A 17501-nucleotide genomic window follows, 5' to 3' on the forward strand; every position below is an offset into this window, starting at 1 on the left:
GTTCAGGGTATGACTCCTAGGACCCCCACCTACCCCTCGACGAGCCGAACGCCATCCGGTCACCCGGACTAGGCCGCTTGACTCCCCGGCCCGACTCGTGGAATGGGTTTGGCATGAATTGCAAACCCTGACCAAGCGTCATCGCCGGTCCCAGGGGTTTTCTCCAAATCTCTGCGAAACCCTACTCCCTGGCTGGTGCCCTTCGTGCCGCCGGGCCCGTCCTCGCTCCAGGAGACCTGATCGCCGCCATGGCCCCGAAGATCCTGCGTCCCCATCAGAACCGTTCGATCGAGATGCTGCGGGATTCCCTTCGTTCGGGTCGCCGCCGGCCGCTCCTCAACCTGCCGACCGGGGCAGGCAAGACGGTGGTCGCCTCGGCGCTCGCCCAGAACGTTCTCGCCCGCGGCAACTCTGTCACCTTCTGCGTCCCGGCCATCGCGCTGATCGACCAGACCGTCGACCGCTTCGCCGAGGACGGCATCACCGATGTCGGGGTGATCCAGGCCGACCACCCGATGAGGAACCCCTTCGCGCCGGTGCAGATCGCCTCGGTGCAGACGCTGCGGGTCCGCTACAAGGACCCTGACCTCGTCCCGCGCTCAAACCTCGTTATCGTCGATGAGGCCCACAATCACTTCGACTACATGTCGTCCTGGATGGGCTCGGAGGGATGGCGCCGCATCCCGTTCATCGGGCTCTCGGCTACCCCAGGCACCAAGGGGCTGGGCCGGCACTACGACGACCTGATCCTGCCGATCACCATGCAGGAGCTGATCGACCAGGGCATGCTCTCGGAGTTCCGGGTGTTCGTGCCCTCCCGCGCCGATCTCTCGAACGTCCCGATCGTTGCCGGCGACTACGACGAGAATGCGCTTGCCGAGGCGATGAGCCAGCCGCACATCACCGCCGACGTGGTCGAGAACTGGCTGAAGCACGGCGAGGGCCGGCCGACCTTGTGCTTCTGCGTGAACCGCAAGCACGCCGCCGAGCTGCAGGCCCACTTCCAAAAGGCCGGGGTCTCGGCAGGCTACGTCGATGCCTATACCTCGAAGGAGGATCGCCGCCTCCTGCAGCAGGGCTTTGCCGACGGCTCGATCGAGGTCGTGTGCAACGTCGACGTGCTCACCACCGGTGTCGACTGGGATGTGCGCTGCCTGATCCTTGCCCGTCCGACGAAGTCCTGGATGCGCTACGTCCAGATCATCGGACGGGCGCTTCGCATCGCCGGCCCCGAGACCCGGCTCGGTCGCAAGGACTACGCCCTGATCTTCGACCACTCTGATACCACCGAGACGCTGGGCCTCGTCACCGACATCCACTTCAACCAGCTCGATGACGGTACGCGGGCGAAGAAGGACGCGAAGAAGCCGGGCGAGGTCAAGCCGGAGCGGCTGCCCAAGGAGTGCCCGAGCTGCAAGATGATGAAGCCTCCGGCGACCCCGGTCTGTCCCCATTGCGGGTTCAAGCCGACGCCGCGCTCCGACATCGTGTGCGCCGAGGGCGAGCTCGTCGAGCTCACCGGCGAGAAGGCCAAGAAGCTCGAGGCGACGCGCGAGGAGAAGCAGCGCTGGTACTCCGGCATCCTGCACATCCAGCGCCAGCAGAACCGCAACCCTGGCTGGGTGGCCCACACCTACAAGGAGAAGTTCGGCGTCTGGCCGCGTGGCATGGCCGATCACCCGGTCGAGCCCACCCCCGACATCCTCGCCTTCATCAAGCACCGCCAGATCAAGCGCGCCAAGGGGAGGCAGCATGAGCGGGCTGCGTGAACGGGCGAGGGGACGCTGGCGCACCATCCTGCCCCAGTTCGGTATCGATCACCGCCACCTGTCGGGGCGCCACGGTCCCTGCCCGTTCTGCGGCGGCGAGGACCGGTTCCGGTGGGACAATCGCGAGGGTGACGGCACCTACTTCTGCTCGGCCTGCGGGCCGGGATCGGGCGCCGACATGGTGATGAAGCACAACGGCTGGGACTTCGCGACCGCCGCCAGGGAGATCGAGAAGATCGTGGGCTCCGAGCCGCTCGAGCGCGTCAAGGCGAAGTACGAGGCGCCGCGCCGCCTCCTCAACACGATGTGGGGCGAGGCCCGCCCCATCACCGATGCCGACGCCGCCGGCCGTTTCCTCGCGCGCCGGCTCGGCCCGGTCAGGATCTCGGGCAACCTGCGCTACCACCCGAACCTGCGCTACGACGACGACGAGCCGACCTACCATCCGGGCATGCTCGCCATCGTCCACGATCCGGACGGCCAGGCCCACACCCTGCACCGGACCTACCTCACACCGGACGGCGAGAAGGCGAACGTCAAGGCGCCGCGCCGGGTGATGCCGGGGAGCCAGCCCAAGGGCTGCGCGATCCGGCTGTTTCCCCACGCCCGCGTCATGGCGGTGGCGGAGGGGATCGAGACGGCGCTCGCCGTCCACCTGATGACGGGGCTCCCCGTCTGGTCGCTCATCAATGCCGGCAACTTGGCCGAGTTCACCCCGCCCGATGGGGTCGAGCAGCTGATGATCTACGGCGACAACGACGAGGGCTTCGCCGGTCAGGCGGCGGCCTACACGCTCGCCCGGCGCATGGTGGCGCGCCGGGTCGGGGCCCGGGTCTTCCTCCCCGAGGCCGTGGGGGACGACTTCAACGACGTCTGGATCGGGGAGCGGGTGAAAGCTCTTTTCGACCAGACCCTTGCATGAATGCCAAACATCGGCTATTGCCAGGATCGCCAAGGAGACATCGATGGCTTTCTCATTCAACCAGGTGACCATGATGGGTCGCCTCGGACGCGATCCCGAGTTCCGCTCCGTTGGCAGCGGCAAGGTTGCCAGCTTCTCTCTCGCCGTGTCCGAGCGCTGGAAAAGCAAGCAGACCGGCGAGTACGAAGAGAAGACCGAGTGGGTCCCGGTCGTCATCTGGAACGAAGGTATCCAGAAGATCGTCGAGTACGCCAAGAAGGGCGACCCGGTTCAGGTTCAGGGCAAGTGGGCCACGCGCAAGTGGACCGACCAGTCCGGTAACGAGAAGATGATCACCGAGCTGGTGATCGAGCGGTTCGGCGGCAACTTCCAGCTGCTGACCACCAAGGGCGAGCAGGGGAAGGGCGATGATCGCTCGAGCGGCAGCCGTGGCAGCGGCGGTGGCACTCGGACCTATGTTGGTAGTCCGGACCCCAAGCCGATAGACGATGACATCCCTTTCTAGAGTAGAGCAGCCCTGACCGAGGGCCTCCCGCCAAAAGCACAAGGGGAGCGGGGGGCCCTTTTTCGTGACCACGTTTTTGCACAAATGCCAAACGCCACCGGCGAGGACCAAGAAATGGACAAGGGACTGATGCCCCAGGAAATGGGCGGCGACCCGGACGGGTCCGACAACGCCTTCGACGGTTTCCCGCTCGGCGGGATGGTGACCGAGCTGTTCGGCTCCCCCATGCCGCAGCGCGAATCGGGCCTGGTGCGCCAGCGCCGCGAGGTCGTCGCCACGCTCTCGAACGCCGCCGAGAACCTCTCGATCGCCACCGCTCTCCTCGCCCGCATGGCGCAGGACGAGTTCTTTCCGGGATAACGCCGATGCAGAAGACGACGCTTCACCTCGGTCCCGGCGCGATCTCGGACTATTACACCTGGCTCCAGTCCGCCCGCCACGGCGACATGCTGATCTACTACAACGGCGACCTTCAGTTCGACCGCGCCCAGGAGTTCCCGACCGGGTCATCGAAGTCCGAGGAGGGCCAGCGACTGCGGGTCTGCCTTCTCGACGCCCTCGCCGACCGGGTCTCGGACGACGCCCGCGCCGGCATCGTCACCCTGACCCAGCGCCGGATCGGCCCGAACCTCTACGAGTACCGCGCCCATCGGGTGAACATGCGCCAGGCCCGCGCCGACCAGGCCAACGAGCAGAGCGATGCAGAGCGGCTTCCGGCCTGACGACGCCGAGCGCGTGCTCGGCCACCTGCGCCACGGCCTCGAGCTCGCCTCGGCCCTCAAGGGCGAGCGCGCGACGACATCTGACGCGATCTGGTGCCTGATCACGGAAGCGCTCGAGACCTTCGACCGGATGCCGGACCAGGAACGGTCATGGCTCACCTCCGGCACCCGCTCGGGCGGTTGGTCCTCTGTCGGGCTGACCGGGGCCGAGGCTCGCGAGCTCGAGCGCCTGCGCCTTCTCTCGGCGATGAAGCCCTACGACGGGCCGAGCGGCCGGGTGATCGAGCGCAGCGCAGGCGACCGCGCCTTCGACGTGATGCTGTTCCTGCGCTGGATCGGCATGTACGTCGCGACCCGCCGGCCGGTCGACCAGATCGTGCGTGCGACGCTGGCTCTCGCCCGCGGCGGCGACAGCGAGGCCTTTCATCGGATCTGGGAGGGCGTCACGGGAAAGCGCGTCAGCCGCCAGGCCGTATCGCAGTTCCGCACCACGATCTACGGCCATGTCCTCGCCGGCCTCAAGCGCGACCTCGGCATCGTGCCCGACGGTGACGCCTTCCGCATCACCCACCCGGAGGCGCGGGCATGAGGAAGACCAGCGAGCAGGACCTGGTGCAGCTCGAGCTGCGGGCAGCCGCGGCCGACAAGATGTTCTCGGCCAAGGTCGAGGAGTTCATGGCGCACCTGTTCACCTCGCCGCCCCAGGACCGCGAGTGCGCCCGCATCAACGCGATCTCTGCCTTCGAGGCGGTGCTCGACATGCACGAGACCCTGGCCCGCATCCGACTACGCAACATGGGGATCGACCCCGAACGGAGACACGCATCATGACCCGCGCCTGCAAGAACTGCGAGTTCTTCGAGCCCTTCACTGCGCCGGACGAGGCGACTCTCGTCGGCTTGAGCTCCGACAATGCCGAGAGGATGCGTAATCTCGGTCAGAGCGGCTTGTGCCGTATCAACCCGCCGACGCGGATGTGGGAGGTTGCCCTTGGTTACGGCGCGGCCTTCCCTCCGGTAGGGCGCGACGAGTGGTGCGGCCACTTCAACCCGAGCCAGCGGGTGTTCGATGCCGCCTTCGATGCGGTCGATGCCAGGATCGAGACGGAGATCGCCCGTGTGCAGAAGGAGCGCGGCCCGCTGACCCTTCCGGGGGACTGAGCCGTGCGCGAGATCGCCCTCGACACCGAAACCACGGGACTGAGCCCGAGCGAGGACCGCGTGGTCGAGATCGGTGCGGTCGAGCTGGTCAACCTGCTGCCGACCGGCCGCACCTTCCACACCTACATCGACCCCAAGCGCTCGATGCCGAAGGCGGCCTACGACGTCCACGGGCTCTCCGAATCCTTCCTTGCCGGCAAGCCGGTGTTCCGGCAGATCCTGCCGGCCTTCCTCGAGTTCGTGGGCGATGCGCCGATCATCGCCCACAACGCCGCCTTCGACATGGGCTTCCTCAACGCCGAGCTCGCCCGGCTCGATCGCCCACCCCTGACGAACGAGGTCAAGGACACCCTCGAGATCTCGCGTCGTGTCCGCGCCGGCATGGGCGGCCATAGCCTCGACACGCTGTGCCGCTTCTACGACGTCGACCTCACGGTTCGCGACAAGCACGGGGCGCTGATCGATGCCCGCCTGCTCGCCGGGGTCTATCTCGCCCTGATGGGCGGGCGGCAGATGGGTCTTGCCCTGCCAGGGGCGGAAGCTGGGGTTGCCGAGGTCGCGGTCGCCGACCCTGTGAGCCCCTACGGTCCCCGGGTGTTCAGGTCGCGCATTACCGACGCCGAGCGGGCCAACCACCTGTTCTTCGTCGCCACCCTCAAGGCCGACGCAATTTGGCATGATTTCCAACTTGTCTCGGACTGAGTTTTGCATTAAAGCCAAACCCATACCCTGAGAGACCCCATCCATGCCCCGGAAACGCACCGGGCACCTCGGCATGACCGAGGACGCCCGTCAGCGGCGGCGCCACGGCATCGGTGGTTCCGACGCCAAGATCCTGATGTCGGGTGACGATCGGGCGATCGAGAAGCTCTGGGCCGAGAAGCGGGGCGAGGCTCCGCTCTGGGACTCGGAGGAGATCCTGATCGCCCACATGGGAACGGTCATGGAGGACCTGAACCTCGACTGGTTCGAGAAGACCTCCGGTCTGATCGTGTCGAACGAGCAGGAGACGTGCGTCTATCCCGACTGGGAGATCGCCCGCTGCACGCTCGACGGGCGCGTGTTCAAGAGCATCGGCGGACCGAGCCTCGGTATCCTCGAGGCGAAGTTCATGATGCCCTACCATTGGTCGTTGCCGGCTGCGATCGTCAAATACTGGCCGCAGCTCCAGCACAACATGATGGTGACTGGCGAGGATTACTGCTGGTTTACCGTGCTGACGGGTGCGGCCCAGCACGTCTACGATCGTGTCGAGGCCGATCCGTTCTACCAGATCCGGCTGCTCCAGGCCGAGCAGGCGTTCTGGGACTGCGTCGTGTCGGGGGTCAACCCGATCACGCCGGAGCCGCTTCCCGATCCGGTTCTCCCGACCCGGGTCCTCGACATGACCGGCTCGAACGAGTGGGCGGCGCACGCCGCCGACCTCCTCGAGACGAGCCTCCACCTCGATCGCCACGACGCGGCGAAGAAGGCCATCAAGCTCGTCATGCCCAAGGACGCGAAGGAAGCGTCGGGCCACGGCGTCACCCTCAAGCGCGCCAAGAACGGCGCGATCTCGTTCAAGCTCGATGATCAGGCCCTGGCCGATGCCCGCGCTCGCGTCGAGTCGTTCTGACCATTCCCAAGGAGACGACCATGGACGCATCTGAGATCAAGAAGGTTTTCCAGGATCACAGCGTTCCGTTCAGCAACGATGACTACTGGAAGGTTCAGCAGACCTACGTCGTCAAGCACAAGGCGCTCGAGCGCCTGGCCGGCGCCCTGAAGATCACCTTCGACGACCCGAAGATGATGGTTCAGAAGGACGACAGCCTGGTGATGTTCGTCCGCGGCTATCGCCCGATGGGCAACGACCAGGTCCGCACCGAGTGGTCGATCGGCGAGGTCTCGATGGGCCGCGAGGGCGCGAACTACCGCGTCTCGGGCAAGCAGGCCGGCTACCCCTGGGCGATGGTGGAGAAGCGCGCCAAGGACCGCGTGATCCTCAAGCTCGCCGGGCTCTACGGGCTCTACTCGGAGGACGAGGCCGACGAGTTCAAGGCGGACTCGATCCGGCTCGCTGCGCAGAACGACAAGGGGTCTGCCAACCGTCAGCCGCCGCCGGCCGCCAACACCGCCGAGGCGCCTCAGGACGAGGCTCCGGCGACCGCGGACGCGACCCCGTCCGATCCTGAGACCGGCGAGGTCGATCCGGTCTACGCCGATCTTCACGGCAGGATCACGGCGGCGGATTCGATCAACAAGATCACCGATCTGATGCTCGATCCCAAGACGCAAGAAGCGCTCGCGGCGATGACCGAGGAGGCCCGCCAGGGCTTGCGCGCCTTTGCCACCAAGCGTCTCAAGCAGGATTTCGGTTGGGGCAAGAAGACTGAGCCGCAGGCGGCGTGATGGAGACGGAGGCTGCCGCCTATTGCCGCCTGTTCAAGGCGGCCCTCGTCTTCACGCACAGCCGTGAGGACGTCGAGGATCTCTGGCGCATCAACGCTGAGACCCGCCGCCGCTACGACCTCACCGAGGTCCATGTGGCGGATCTGGTCCAGTCGGTGCGCCAGCACCTGGAGACCCTGCGCAAGCGGGAGATCAGAGGAGCTTAAGACCCATGGCGACCAAGAAGGGCCTCGAGATCATCATGGTGTGGGACGGGCGTGCGCTCGTCCCCTACGCCCCGGCCGATCTCGAGGCGATGCAGACGGTCAAGATCGGCACGCCGGTCCGGGTCGACGTCGAGCGGTTCCGCTCGCTGTCGCGCCACCGCTACTACTGGGGCATCCTTGGTCGCGTGGTCGAGAACACGCCGTTCGCCACCAAGGAATCCCTGCACAAGTTCCTGCTCTCGTGCTGTGGCGTCGTCGAGCCGTTCGTCACGCCCGAGGGCGAGTTCGTCCTGATCCCGTCCTCGACGGCGTTCGACGAGATGAAGACCGAGGACGTGTTCAAGCCGTACTTCGATCAGGCGATGCTCGTCCTCACCACCCGGATCTGTCCCGGCCTCGACCTCGACGCGCTGTTTGCCGAGGGGCGGGCCTACACCAAGTACGAGGAGGCCGCCTGATGGCCTGGTCACCGCAGCAGGAGGCGGCGCTCAAGGCTGTCTCGGCCTGGCGCAACGAGAAGTACGGCGACCAGGTGTTCTATCTGGCTGGATTTGCTGGAACGGGGAAGACAACTCTCGCCATCGAGATGGCCCGCGACGTCAAGAAGGTCGAGTTCGGAGCGTTCACCGGCAAGGCCGCGCTAGTGATGCAGAAGAAGGGGTGCGAGGGCGCCTCGACCCTGCACTCGCTCATCTACCGCAAGAAGCCGGCCAAGCGCGACCGCAACGGCGATCCGGTGATCGACACCGGCGACCTCGAGTTCGAGATCAACCCCTTGAGCCGCATCCGCGAGACCGACCTCGTCATCGTCGACGAGTGCTCGATGGTGGGCGAAGAGTTGGGGCGCGATCTTCTCTCGTTCGGCAAGAAGGTCCTGGTCTTGGGCGACCCGGCGCAGCTGCCGCCCGTCAAGGGGGCTGGCTTCTTCACCAGCCGTGAGCCGGACGTAATGCTCACCGAGGTGCATCGGCAGGCGGAAGGCAACCCCATCATCAGGATGTCGATGCGCATCCGGGCCGGTGATGAACTCCCCACGGGTACCTATGGCGATAGCCTGGTGCTCGACCGCAGCGACCTCGACCCGGAGCAGGTGATTAACGCAGATCAAATTCTGGTTGGCATGAATCGAACGCGCCAGAACTATAATGCCAGGCTTCGGGAGATGAAGGACCTCGATCCCGCAAAGCCCCAGGTGGGCGACAAGCTGGTGTGCCTGAAGAACGACCACGACAAGGGGTTTCTGAACGGCGGGCTATGGAACTTGGCCGGTTGGGGCGAGCCCCTGGCCGACGAGTGTTATAGCTTGGTGGTTCAATCGGAAGATGTGCCGGAGAGGGCTCCTGCTTCAGCACTGGTGCGCAGGGAGTTCTTCCACCGCGCAGAGGACCGTCTCGAATTCAAAAAGAAGCGCGGTACGCAAGAATTCACCTACGGATACGCGCTCACCTGCCACAAGAGCCAGGGTTCGCAGTGGGAAGATGTCATGGTGTTCGACGAGTCGCGGGTGTTCGGCCAGGACGCTGGACGGTGGCTCTACACCGCAATCACTCGCGCTTCGGAAAAAATCATTCTCGTGCGCTGAAACCAACCCGGCGCTTGACTATTTCCTGTCATGAATGCAAAGGTGCGAAATGTCTCAAGATCGGAACACCGCCCCTGACATGGCGTCGGACGACGCGCGTTCGTCCGACCGGGAGCGGATGAAGAAACCCCGCACACTTGATCAGGCGTGCGATTGCCCGGCCTGCCAGGAGGAGCGCAAGACGGGCAAGCCCGCCAAGCGTCCCGAGATGCCGCCGGAGCTGCGCAGCTTCATCGAGCGGATGACCGGCGTCGGTGCCGACGTGCGCGTGGTCCAGCTCGGTGGGAGCGGGTTCGGCACGATGCCGTCGAACGACGAGCCTGACGATCCGAAGGCGATCCTCGCCGCCCGCGAGGCCGAGATGCGCTCGCGCCTCGACGAGTTCTTCCTCAAGGATGCGCGCCCCGTCGCCTGGGAGGATGTCGTCGGCAACGAGGCGGCCAAGTCATCGCTCTACGAGGCGGTCGAGCAGCCGATGGTCAATCAGGAACTCTACGCCTTCTACGGGAGGAAAGCACCCAAGGGCGTGCTGCTCTACGGTCCGCCGGGCTGCGGAAAGACCATGTTGGGGCGTGCCACCGCGACCGCGCTCGCGCGCCTCCACGGTTCCGATCAGCCGGTGATGCTCTACATCAAAGCGACCTCGATCCAGAGCCCCTACGTGGGGGTGACGGAGCAGAAGATCCGCTCGATGTTCGAGTACGCCCGGGTGTTCCACCAGCTCCACGGCCGGCCGATCGTCATGTTCATCGACGAGGCCGACGCGCTGCTGCCATCGCGCGACAGCGGGCGCCAGCTCGCCGGATGGGAGGAGGCGGTGGTCGCGACCTTCCTCTCCGAGATGGACGGGCTCGAGTCCTCCGGCGCCCTCGTGGTGTTGGCGACGAACCGCCCCCAGGCGATCGACGCCGCGATCCTGCGCGATGGCCGGGTCGATCATCGCATCCGGGTCGAGCGTCCAGACCAGGCTGCCGCCACAGTGCTCCTGACGAAGCTCCTGTCGTCGGCGCCGCTTGCGGAAGGGGAGGGGGCGGAAGGCCTCGCCGACTACGCGGCGCAAGCCATGTTCTCGGGCTTCACGGTGGTCTACGCGCTCAAGACCAACAAGGGCGACCGCGTGCTGACGCTCGCCGACATCGCCAACGGCGCGATGCTGGAAGGCCTGGTCGAACGCTCGAAGACCCGGGCGTTCAAGCGCGATCTCGAGACCGGTGTCCGCTCCGGGATCTCGCGCGAGGACGTGTTCGAGGTGGTCGAGGGTCTCGCCCGCGAGGCGCGCGGCACCGACCAGTCGTTCGCTCTCGCCGAGTTCGCTGAGCGCAACCGCCTGAAGTGGATGCAGGCCTCTCCCCCGAAGGAGGGGCGCTACGCCCTCGATGACAAGGGCGACGTCGTGGATCTGCGCCACTGATGATCGAGGAAGCACCGGCGGCAGGGCAGCCTGCCGCCGACCTGTCCCAAGCACCACCGAAGGGCTACCGGCCGGCGATCCCAGTCCAGGTCAAGTTCACGGTCGCGATGCGCCAGGACAGCCGCTGCGCGCTGTGCGGCGAGCGTCTCGGCGAGTGGAAGGGAACCGAGTGGGACCACGTTCCGGCGATCCAGTTGCGGGCCTGGGACCCTGAGGCCGGTGACACCATCCCGGCCGCCAACGACCCCGACTACCTGACGGCCGCCCACGCGGATTGTCATGAGAGAAAGACCACCGGCCGCCTGGGGGACAGCAAGCTGTCGCGGCGTGGTGGCGATATCGCCGAGATCAACAAGACCCGCCGCCTCGAGAAGGCGCGTCTCGCGCGTGAGGCGGAGATCAAGGCGTTTCGCGAGCGGTTGCTCGCTTCGGGCGACGAGCCGATCGAGGTTCCGGTTCCCGACAAGAAGAAGAAAAAGCGTGAGTGGCCCAAAAGGCCGTTTCCAAAAAGGCAGAAGACCATCAACTGAGGGATTGTCCCATGCACAGCCATGCTTTGCAGGTCACCCGCAAGGTGACAGAAGTTCTTGATCGGCACGAGGTTCCGTACACGATCAACGACAGCGGAAAACACCCTCACATCGAGTACAAGCACAACAACCAGACCCATCGCGTTCCGCTCCACAACAAGCGGATCAGCGGTGGGTTCTACGACATCATCCCAACCGTGCGCCGTGTCGAGCGCACCATTACCCGGCAGGAGGACGAGATGAGTGCCACAGCGACGATCGTTCAGATCCATTCCCCCACGATGACCATCGAGTCGATCCGCGACTTCGATGGCGAGCCGCGGGTCGACGAGGTCACCCTCGGCGGCGTCCTGGGTTACACCCGGACCAAGGGCGGCATGCGCGCCATCGTGCAGCGTCGCCGCGACGAGATCGAGTCCTTCGGTCCGATCGTGTCCGAGGCGGTGCCGACCACCGAGCGCGGCGGCCGGCCGGGGCAGAGGCTGTTCTTCAACGAGGCCCAGTCCCTGCTCCTCACGATGTTCTCGGACGCTCCTGCCGCCGCCACCGTGCGCCGGCGCCTGATCGAGATCTTCCTCGAGTGGAAGAACGGTCACGCCGAGCCGCAAGCCCCGTGCCTGCCGGCCCCGGTCGAGTCCGAGATCCTGGCCAACGGTACGGCGATCGAGGCGATCACCCAGGCTGTCGTCCAGGCGATGGGCAATCGTGAGCTCGTCCGTTTCGACACGAGCGCGGGCGACCGGCCGGTGATGGCGGCCGATGCGCGCAAGATGCTCGAGGACCTGTTCTACTGGCAGCGCGGCAAGCTCAACGACATGCACAACGAGCTGGCGCGACGCGACGAGACGCTTCTCCTGATGAGCCGGGCCCTCCAGGATCAGGAGCACCGCATCCACGCGCTCGGTGACCAGATCGAGACGGCGCGACGCACGATCATCGGCGTCGTGGCGAGCACCCGTACCCAGAAGCCCGTCGAGCCACCGCGCCAGGCCGAGATGGAGCTGCCTGTCCCGGCCGAGCGGCCGACGGTCGAGGTGGCGCCGCCCGAGCCCCAGATCGAGCGGGTGACGATCCAGCAGGTCTACGACATCATCGGCATCGACCGGCGCAAGGTGAAGATCGACCGGGCGTTCTCGGGCCTCGTGCGGATGGGCCTCGAGCACTACCACTACCGTGAGGGCGTCGAGATCGAGAAGGCGCCGCTGAAGTACGGATCGGGCCGTGTCAACATGTTCGCCCGCCACCTGGTGCTGCCCTGGTACGAGGAGCGGGGCCGCGCGAACCTGATGAAGCATCTCAAGAAAAGGTTCCGCACCGGCCCCCTCGCGGGCCTTGCATGAATGCCAAACATCGGCTAAACCGCTCGGACATCAGCAAAAACCGGGCGGACTTTCGTGACCCTGCATCCTCAGGCCGAGATCATGGCGCGTGCCATGGGTCTCCTCATCAACGCGACCAACAACCCGCGGCCGACCAAGGGCAAGTACGAGCGCATCCCGACCGGGTACGTTCAGAAGCTCAAGGTCGCCCGCTCTACGTTGACGGCCGAGCAGCTCGAGCTCGTCAAGGCCAACGAGCTCGACACGCTTCCGAGGAACAAGGTCAAGGGCGTGGCGACCTTCTCCCTGGTGCGCAAGGATACTTCGCGCTATCAGGGTGAGGTGCTCGCCGAGGTCAAGAAGCGCCCGATCAACGCCAAGCAGATGCGTCGCCGTGCGGCACAGGCTCCCCTGGCTCTCGCCGCGGAGTGACGTCATGATCTCGAGCACCGCGATCTTGCGGGACGCGAGGATCATCGTCGACCGACTCGGACTGGTTCTGTCCGGCAAGGTCTATAGCGACAGCCGGTCCTACTTCGAGGACGGCCACCAGATCTTCACCTCACGCATCGTCTCCCAGGACGGCGACACATACACGACCCTGTCGGGCTGCGCCTACACGGTCGAATCCTGGGCCAAGTAGCCCAACCACCCTCCGCCCCGCCGGCCTGATCCCTCTGGCCGGCTTTTCCATCCGCAGAGATTGGCACAAATGCAAATTCCTCGCCTCTACACGACGGCGGGTCGGGACCCCTACGACCTGATCCCGTTCCGGAAGGCCACGAGCGAGATCCGCCAGCCCGACGGCACCGTGGTGTTCCGCCTCGATGGGATCGACATCCCCGAGAAGTGGAGCCAGGTCGCGACCGACGTGTTGGCCCAGAAATATTTCCGCAAGGCGGGCGTGCCGAAGGCCCTTGCTCCGGTCTCCGAGGATGGCGTGCCGGAGTTCCTGCTGCGCCACCAGGCGGCCCAGGACTCCGGGATCGGCGGCGAGACCAGCGCCAAGCAGGTGTTCGATCGCCTGGCCGGCTGCTGGACCTACTGGGGCTGGAAGGGCGGCTACTTCGGGGTCACCGATCCGGGCGACGAGCGCAGCTTTGAAGCCGTCGAGAACGCGAGGGCCTTCTACGACGAGCTGCGGTTCATGCTGGCCAACCAGATGATCGCGCCGAACTCGCCGCAATGGTTCAACACCGGCCTGCATTGGGCCTACGGTATCGACAGCCCGGGTCAGGGTCACTTCTACGTCGAGGAGAGCGAGAAGTTCGGACCGGTCCTGGTCCAGTCGAATTCGGCCTACGAGCACCCGCAGCCCCACGCCTGCTTCATCCAGTCTGTTGCCGACGACCTCGTCAACGACGGCGGCATCATGGACCTATGGGTCCGCGAAGCCCGCTTGTTCAAGTACGGCTCGGGCACCGGCTCGAACTTCTCCCGCCTGCGCGGTGAGAACGAGAAGCTTGCCGGCGGCGGCAAGTCCTCGGGCCTGCTCTCGTTCCTGAAGATCGGTGACCGGGCGGCCGGCGCGATCAAGTCGGGCGGCACGACGCGCCGCGCGGCCAAGATGGTCGTTGTCGACGTCGATCACCCGGACGTCGAGGCCTTCATCAACTGGAAGGTCGGTGAGGAGCAGAAGGTCGCCGCACTCGCCGCCGGCTCGAAGGCGATCCACAAGCACCTCAAGGCGATCCTGGACGCGGCCAACAGCTTCCCCGAGAGCCTGTATCGCGACGGCGACAAGGACCGCTTCGACCTCGAGCTGAACGGCAAGCTCACGACCGCCATCCGGGCGGCGCGGGCCGCCATGGTGCCCGACACCTACATCAAGCGCGTGCTCCAGCTCGCCGAGCAGGGCATCACGGTGCCGGACTTCCCCGTCCTCGACGTGGACTGGCAGTCGGCCGCCTACGAGACCGTCTCGGGCCAGAACGCCAACAACACCGTCTCGGTGACGGATGCGTTCCTGCGCGCGGTCGAGGCCGACGGCGACTGGGACCTGATCGGCCGCACCCACGCCCAGGTCATGAAGACCGTCAAGGCGCGCGAGCTCTGGGACCTGATCGCCTACGCCGCCTGGCAGTCGGCCGATCCGGGCCTGCACTTCAACACCACGATGAACGACTGGCACACTTGCCCGTCGGCCGGTCCGATCCGCGGGTCGAACCCGTGCTCGGAGTACATGTTTCTCGACGACACCGCCTGCAACCTGGCATCGGCCAACCTGATCACGCTCTACGACGCCGAGACCGGTCGCTTCGACGTCCAGGGCTACGAGCACCTCTGCCGGCTGTTCACGCTGGTGCTCGAGATCTCGGTGGCGATGGCGCAGTTCCCGAGCCGTGAGATCGCCCTGCGCTCCTGGCAGTACCGGACTCTCGGGATCGGCTACGCCAACCTGGGCGGCCTCCTGATGCAGATGGGTCTGCCCTACGACTCTGACGAGGGCCGCGGCTGGGCCGGCGCGCTCACGGCGATCATGACGGGTGTGGCCTACCGCACCTCGGCCGAGATCGCTGCCGAGATCGGTCCGTTCCCGGAATACGCCGCGAACGCCGCCGACATGCGCCGGGTGCTGCTCAACCACGCGGCTGCCACGAGCAACCAGGACACCTTCCAGGGTCTGGCGATCGAGCCGCCGCGGCTCAACCGCGACCACGTCCCGGGCAAGCTGCACAAGGCGGCCGTCCGCGTATGGGACGAGGCGATCCGCCTCGGCGACGAGCACGGCTACCGCAACGCGCAGGTCTCGGTCATCGCGCCGACCGGCACGATCGGTCTCGTGATGGATTGCGATACCACCGGCATCGAGCCCGACTTCGCTCTCGTGAAGTTCAAGAAGCTCGCGGGCGGTGGCTACTTCAAGATTATCAACCAGTCAGTGCCGCCGGCCCTGTCGAAGCTCGGCTACTCCGACGCCCAGATCGAGGAGATCATCACCTACGCGACCGGCCATGGTCTGCTGCCGAACGAGTTTGGGATGGCCGCGGTCGACACGATCACGCCCGAGCAGGTCAAGACGGCCTTCTCGATCAGGTTCCTGGCCGACTGGAAGGCGCTCGGCTTCACCGACGAGGAGATCGAACGGGCGGAGATCTACACCTGCGGGACGATGACGCTCGAGGGCGCGCCGCACCTGAGGGCGGAGCACTACGCCGTGTTCGACTGCGCGGCGAAGTGCGGCTCGAAGGGGACGCGCACGATCTCGGCCGAGGGCCACATCCGCATGATGGCGGCGGCCCAGCCGTTCCTGTCGGGCGCGATCTCCAAGACCATCAACATGCCGAACGAGGCGACGGTCGAGGACGTCAAGGCCGCCTACCTGCTCTCCTGGACCCTGGGGCTCAAGGCCAACGCGATCTACCGCGACGGCTCGAAGCTGTCCCAGCCGCTCTCGGCCGCGCTGGTGCCGGACGTCGCCGAGGACGAGGTGATCGAGGCGCCGAAGTCGGTGGCCGAGGTCGCGCGGATCGTCGAGCGTCACATCCGGGCCCGCGAGCGGATGCCGGCGCGGCGCACGGGGATCACCCAGAAGGCGGTCGTCGGCGGTCAGACCGTCTACCTGCGCACGGGTGAGTACGCCGACGGCCGGCTCGGCGAGATCTTCATCGATGTCGCCAAGCAAGGGGCGGCGTTCGGTGCGGTGATGAACGCTCTGGCCATTGCGGTCTCGATCGGTTTCCAGTATGGCGTGCCTCTCGACGAGTACGTCGAGGCCTTCACCTTCTTCAAGTTCGAGCCGGCTGGCTTTGTCCAGGGGCACGACCGGGTGAAGTCGGCGACCTCGATCCTCGACTACGTGTTCCGTGATCTCGCCATCCACTACGACGGTCGTGACGACCTCGCGCACGTCACCCCGGTCAAGGCCGAGATCGAGATCGAGAAGGCCGCGGTCAACGCCGCCCCCACCACCACGGCGGCGGTCCTGACGATGCCGGCGCCCGCTCCCGATGCGCGGGCGATCTCTAAGCTCAAGGGCTACGTGGGCGAGGCTTGCCCCGAATGCCAGAACTTCACCCTGGTCCGGAACGGGACTTGTTTGAAGTGCGACACCTGCGGCGCGACCACCGGCTGTAGCTGACACCAACGGGGGAGGGGTGACTCTCCCCCGCCTTTTTGCGGGGAGCCTATTGCATGAATGCCAATGAGTACGCTACATTCTGCGAACAGCGGGATGAGTACCCGGTCGTGATCGAGCGCAACGCCTCGGCCGCGATGGATACCCTGGAGATCGTGGCGGCAGCCGCCAGCCTCGCCAACCAGGTCAAGAAGATCTACCGCGACGACGGAGGGCACATCACCGGCAAGCGCGGTGACAGCATTCTCAACCATGCCGAGGATGCGATCAGCGGTCTCGAAGCGCTGATCAACTTCATCAAGATGTCGCCGGAGGATCAGGTCAAGGTTCCCGAGCAGACGATGCCGACGGGAGCGCACATCGTGTTCCTAACGCTCGGCCTGATCGGCGAGGCCGGCGAGATCGCTGAGAAGATCTACTACGCCCAACTCACCGAGGGCGGCGAGATCTCCGAGGCGCGGCGTCTGATGCTGGCTAAGGAACTCGGCGGCACCGCCTGGTACTTCGTCCGTCTCGCCGCGGTGCTCGGCTACTCGGTCGAGGACATCTTCCGGATCAACACCGAGGAGTTGCGCGGTCGCATGGCTCGCGGGACGATCCTCGGAGATGGAGATGATCGATAATGGCAGCCCTCTACGTATTCGGCGGCGTTCTCGCCGGATATGCCATGGCGATGACGAAAACCGACAATCCTCAATGGGGTTGGGTGCTCGCGTTCGCCTTCTGCGTCGTCGTCGGTGCAGCCTGCGCCGAGTTCTATAAGGAGAGTTAGTCTTATGATCGGCGGCACGTTCCTCGGTCTGATGGGCAACCACCTCCTCGATCTTCTCGGGATCGTCTGGATCGTGTCGTTCGCCGTCAAGGCTGCCAAGGGTTATCCGTTTCTTCGTTGGTTCTGGTAGGAGT

Annotated in this window: 23 protein-coding genes; all 23 read left to right on the top strand. The window is 65.8% G+C overall.

Annotation, left to right across the window (positions count from 1 at the left end; genetic code table 11):
• The first annotated feature begins 248 nt into the window (after positions 1–248).
• A complete protein-coding gene (locus tag miv_RS31645) occupies positions 249–1769 on the top strand; it encodes a DEAD/DEAH box helicase (protein WP_207183851.1) in 1521 nt (506 codons plus the stop codon).
• Complete coding sequence (locus miv_RS31650; RefSeq protein ID WP_207183852.1) at positions 1753–2691, top strand: DUF7146 domain-containing protein; 939 nt, start codon at positions 1753–1755, stop codon at positions 2689–2691. Before miv_RS31645 ends, miv_RS31650 begins: the two co-directional genes overlap by 17 nt.
• Before the next feature lie 43 nt (positions 2692–2734).
• Positions 2735–3196 (top strand): single-stranded DNA-binding protein, encoded by a 462-nt coding sequence (locus miv_RS31655; protein WP_207183853.1) that lies wholly within the window; start codon positions 2735–2737, stop codon positions 3194–3196.
• Positions 3197–3325: 129 nt separating this feature from the next.
• Positions 3326–3556 (top strand): hypothetical protein, encoded by a 231-nt coding sequence (locus miv_RS31660; RefSeq protein WP_207183854.1) that lies wholly within the window; start codon positions 3326–3328, stop codon positions 3554–3556.
• Positions 3557–3561: 5 nt separating this feature from the next.
• Positions 3562–3918, top strand: a complete 357-nt coding sequence (locus miv_RS31665) for a hypothetical protein (protein WP_207183855.1) — start codon at positions 3562–3564, stop codon at positions 3916–3918.
• Positions 3896–4507 carry a hypothetical protein gene (locus tag miv_RS31670; protein WP_207183856.1) on the top strand — a complete coding sequence of 204 codons (612 nt, stop codon included), beginning with the start codon at positions 3896–3898 and terminating at the stop codon, positions 4505–4507. The genes miv_RS31665 and miv_RS31670 overlap by 23 nt, the downstream gene beginning before the upstream one ends.
• A complete protein-coding gene (locus tag miv_RS31675; protein WP_207183857.1) occupies positions 4504–4749 on the top strand; it encodes a hypothetical protein in 246 nt (81 codons plus the stop codon). Before miv_RS31670 ends, miv_RS31675 begins: the two co-directional genes overlap by 4 nt.
• The gene (locus miv_RS31680; RefSeq protein WP_207183858.1) at positions 4746–5078 is read left to right on the top strand and encodes a hypothetical protein; all 333 of its coding nucleotides are present in this window, start codon (positions 4746–4748) and stop codon (positions 5076–5078) included. Before miv_RS31675 ends, miv_RS31680 begins: the two co-directional genes overlap by 4 nt.
• Positions 5079–5081: 3 nt before the next feature.
• Entirely contained in the window at positions 5082–5780 is a 699-nt protein-coding gene (dnaQ, locus tag miv_RS31685) for a DNA polymerase III subunit epsilon (RefSeq protein WP_207183859.1), read from the top strand.
• A gap of 43 nt (positions 5781–5823) precedes the next feature.
• Positions 5824–6693: a YqaJ viral recombinase family protein gene (locus miv_RS31690; RefSeq protein ID WP_207183860.1), complete on the top strand. Its 870-nt coding sequence runs from the start codon at positions 5824–5826 to the stop codon at positions 6691–6693.
• Positions 6694–6713: 20 nt separating this feature from the next.
• Entirely contained in the window at positions 6714–7469 is a 756-nt protein-coding gene (locus tag miv_RS31695; RefSeq protein WP_207183861.1) for a trna delta -isopentenylpyrophosphate transferase, read from the top strand.
• The gene (locus miv_RS31700) at positions 7469–7675 is read left to right on the top strand and encodes a hypothetical protein (RefSeq protein WP_207183862.1); all 207 of its coding nucleotides are present in this window, start codon (positions 7469–7471) and stop codon (positions 7673–7675) included. The genes miv_RS31695 and miv_RS31700 overlap by 1 nt, the downstream gene beginning before the upstream one ends.
• A 5-nt stretch (positions 7676–7680) precedes the next feature.
• Positions 7681–8133: a hypothetical protein gene (locus miv_RS31705; RefSeq protein ID WP_207183863.1), complete on the top strand. Its 453-nt coding sequence runs from the start codon at positions 7681–7683 to the stop codon at positions 8131–8133.
• Complete coding sequence (locus miv_RS31710; RefSeq protein WP_207183864.1) at positions 8133–9257, top strand: ATP-dependent DNA helicase; 1125 nt, start codon at positions 8133–8135, stop codon at positions 9255–9257. Before miv_RS31705 ends, miv_RS31710 begins: the two co-directional genes overlap by 1 nt.
• 118 nt (positions 9258–9375) lie before the next feature.
• Complete coding sequence (locus tag miv_RS31715; RefSeq protein ID WP_207183865.1) at positions 9376–10668, top strand: AAA family ATPase; 1293 nt, start codon at positions 9376–9378, stop codon at positions 10666–10668.
• Complete coding sequence (locus miv_RS31720; RefSeq protein ID WP_207183866.1) at positions 10668–11198, top strand: hypothetical protein; 531 nt, start codon at positions 10668–10670, stop codon at positions 11196–11198. The genes miv_RS31715 and miv_RS31720 overlap by 1 nt, the downstream gene beginning before the upstream one ends.
• Before the next feature lie 11 nt (positions 11199–11209).
• Entirely contained in the window at positions 11210–12538 is a 1329-nt protein-coding gene (locus miv_RS31725) for a hypothetical protein (protein ID WP_207183867.1), read from the top strand.
• A gap of 54 nt (positions 12539–12592) precedes the next feature.
• Entirely contained in the window at positions 12593–12949 is a 357-nt protein-coding gene (locus tag miv_RS31730; protein ID WP_207183868.1) for a hypothetical protein, read from the top strand.
• Positions 12950–12953: 4 nt separating this feature from the next.
• Positions 12954–13160, top strand: coding sequence for a hypothetical protein (locus tag miv_RS31735; RefSeq protein WP_207183869.1), 207 nt, complete (start codon positions 12954–12956; stop codon positions 13158–13160).
• Between the two features lie 69 nt (positions 13161–13229).
• The gene (locus miv_RS31740) at positions 13230–16598 is read left to right on the top strand and encodes an adenosylcobalamin-dependent ribonucleoside-diphosphate reductase (protein ID WP_207183870.1); all 3369 of its coding nucleotides are present in this window, start codon (positions 13230–13232) and stop codon (positions 16596–16598) included.
• Positions 16599–16651: 53 nt separating this feature from the next.
• A complete protein-coding gene (locus miv_RS31745) occupies positions 16652–17218 on the top strand; it encodes a nucleoside triphosphate pyrophosphohydrolase family protein (protein WP_207183871.1) in 567 nt (188 codons plus the stop codon).
• Entirely contained in the window at positions 17218–17367 is a 150-nt protein-coding gene (locus miv_RS31750) for a hypothetical protein (protein ID WP_207183872.1), read from the top strand. The genes miv_RS31745 and miv_RS31750 overlap by 1 nt, the downstream gene beginning before the upstream one ends.
• A gap of 4 nt (positions 17368–17371) precedes the next feature.
• Positions 17372–17497, top strand: coding sequence for a hypothetical protein (locus miv_RS33800; protein ID WP_280529477.1), 126 nt, complete (start codon positions 17372–17374; stop codon positions 17495–17497).
• Positions 17498–17501 lie beyond the last annotated feature (4 nt).

It is taken from the genome of Methylobacterium indicum (genome assembly GCF_017347565.1).
GTDB lineage: Bacteria > Pseudomonadota > Alphaproteobacteria > Rhizobiales > Beijerinckiaceae > Methylobacterium > Methylobacterium indicum.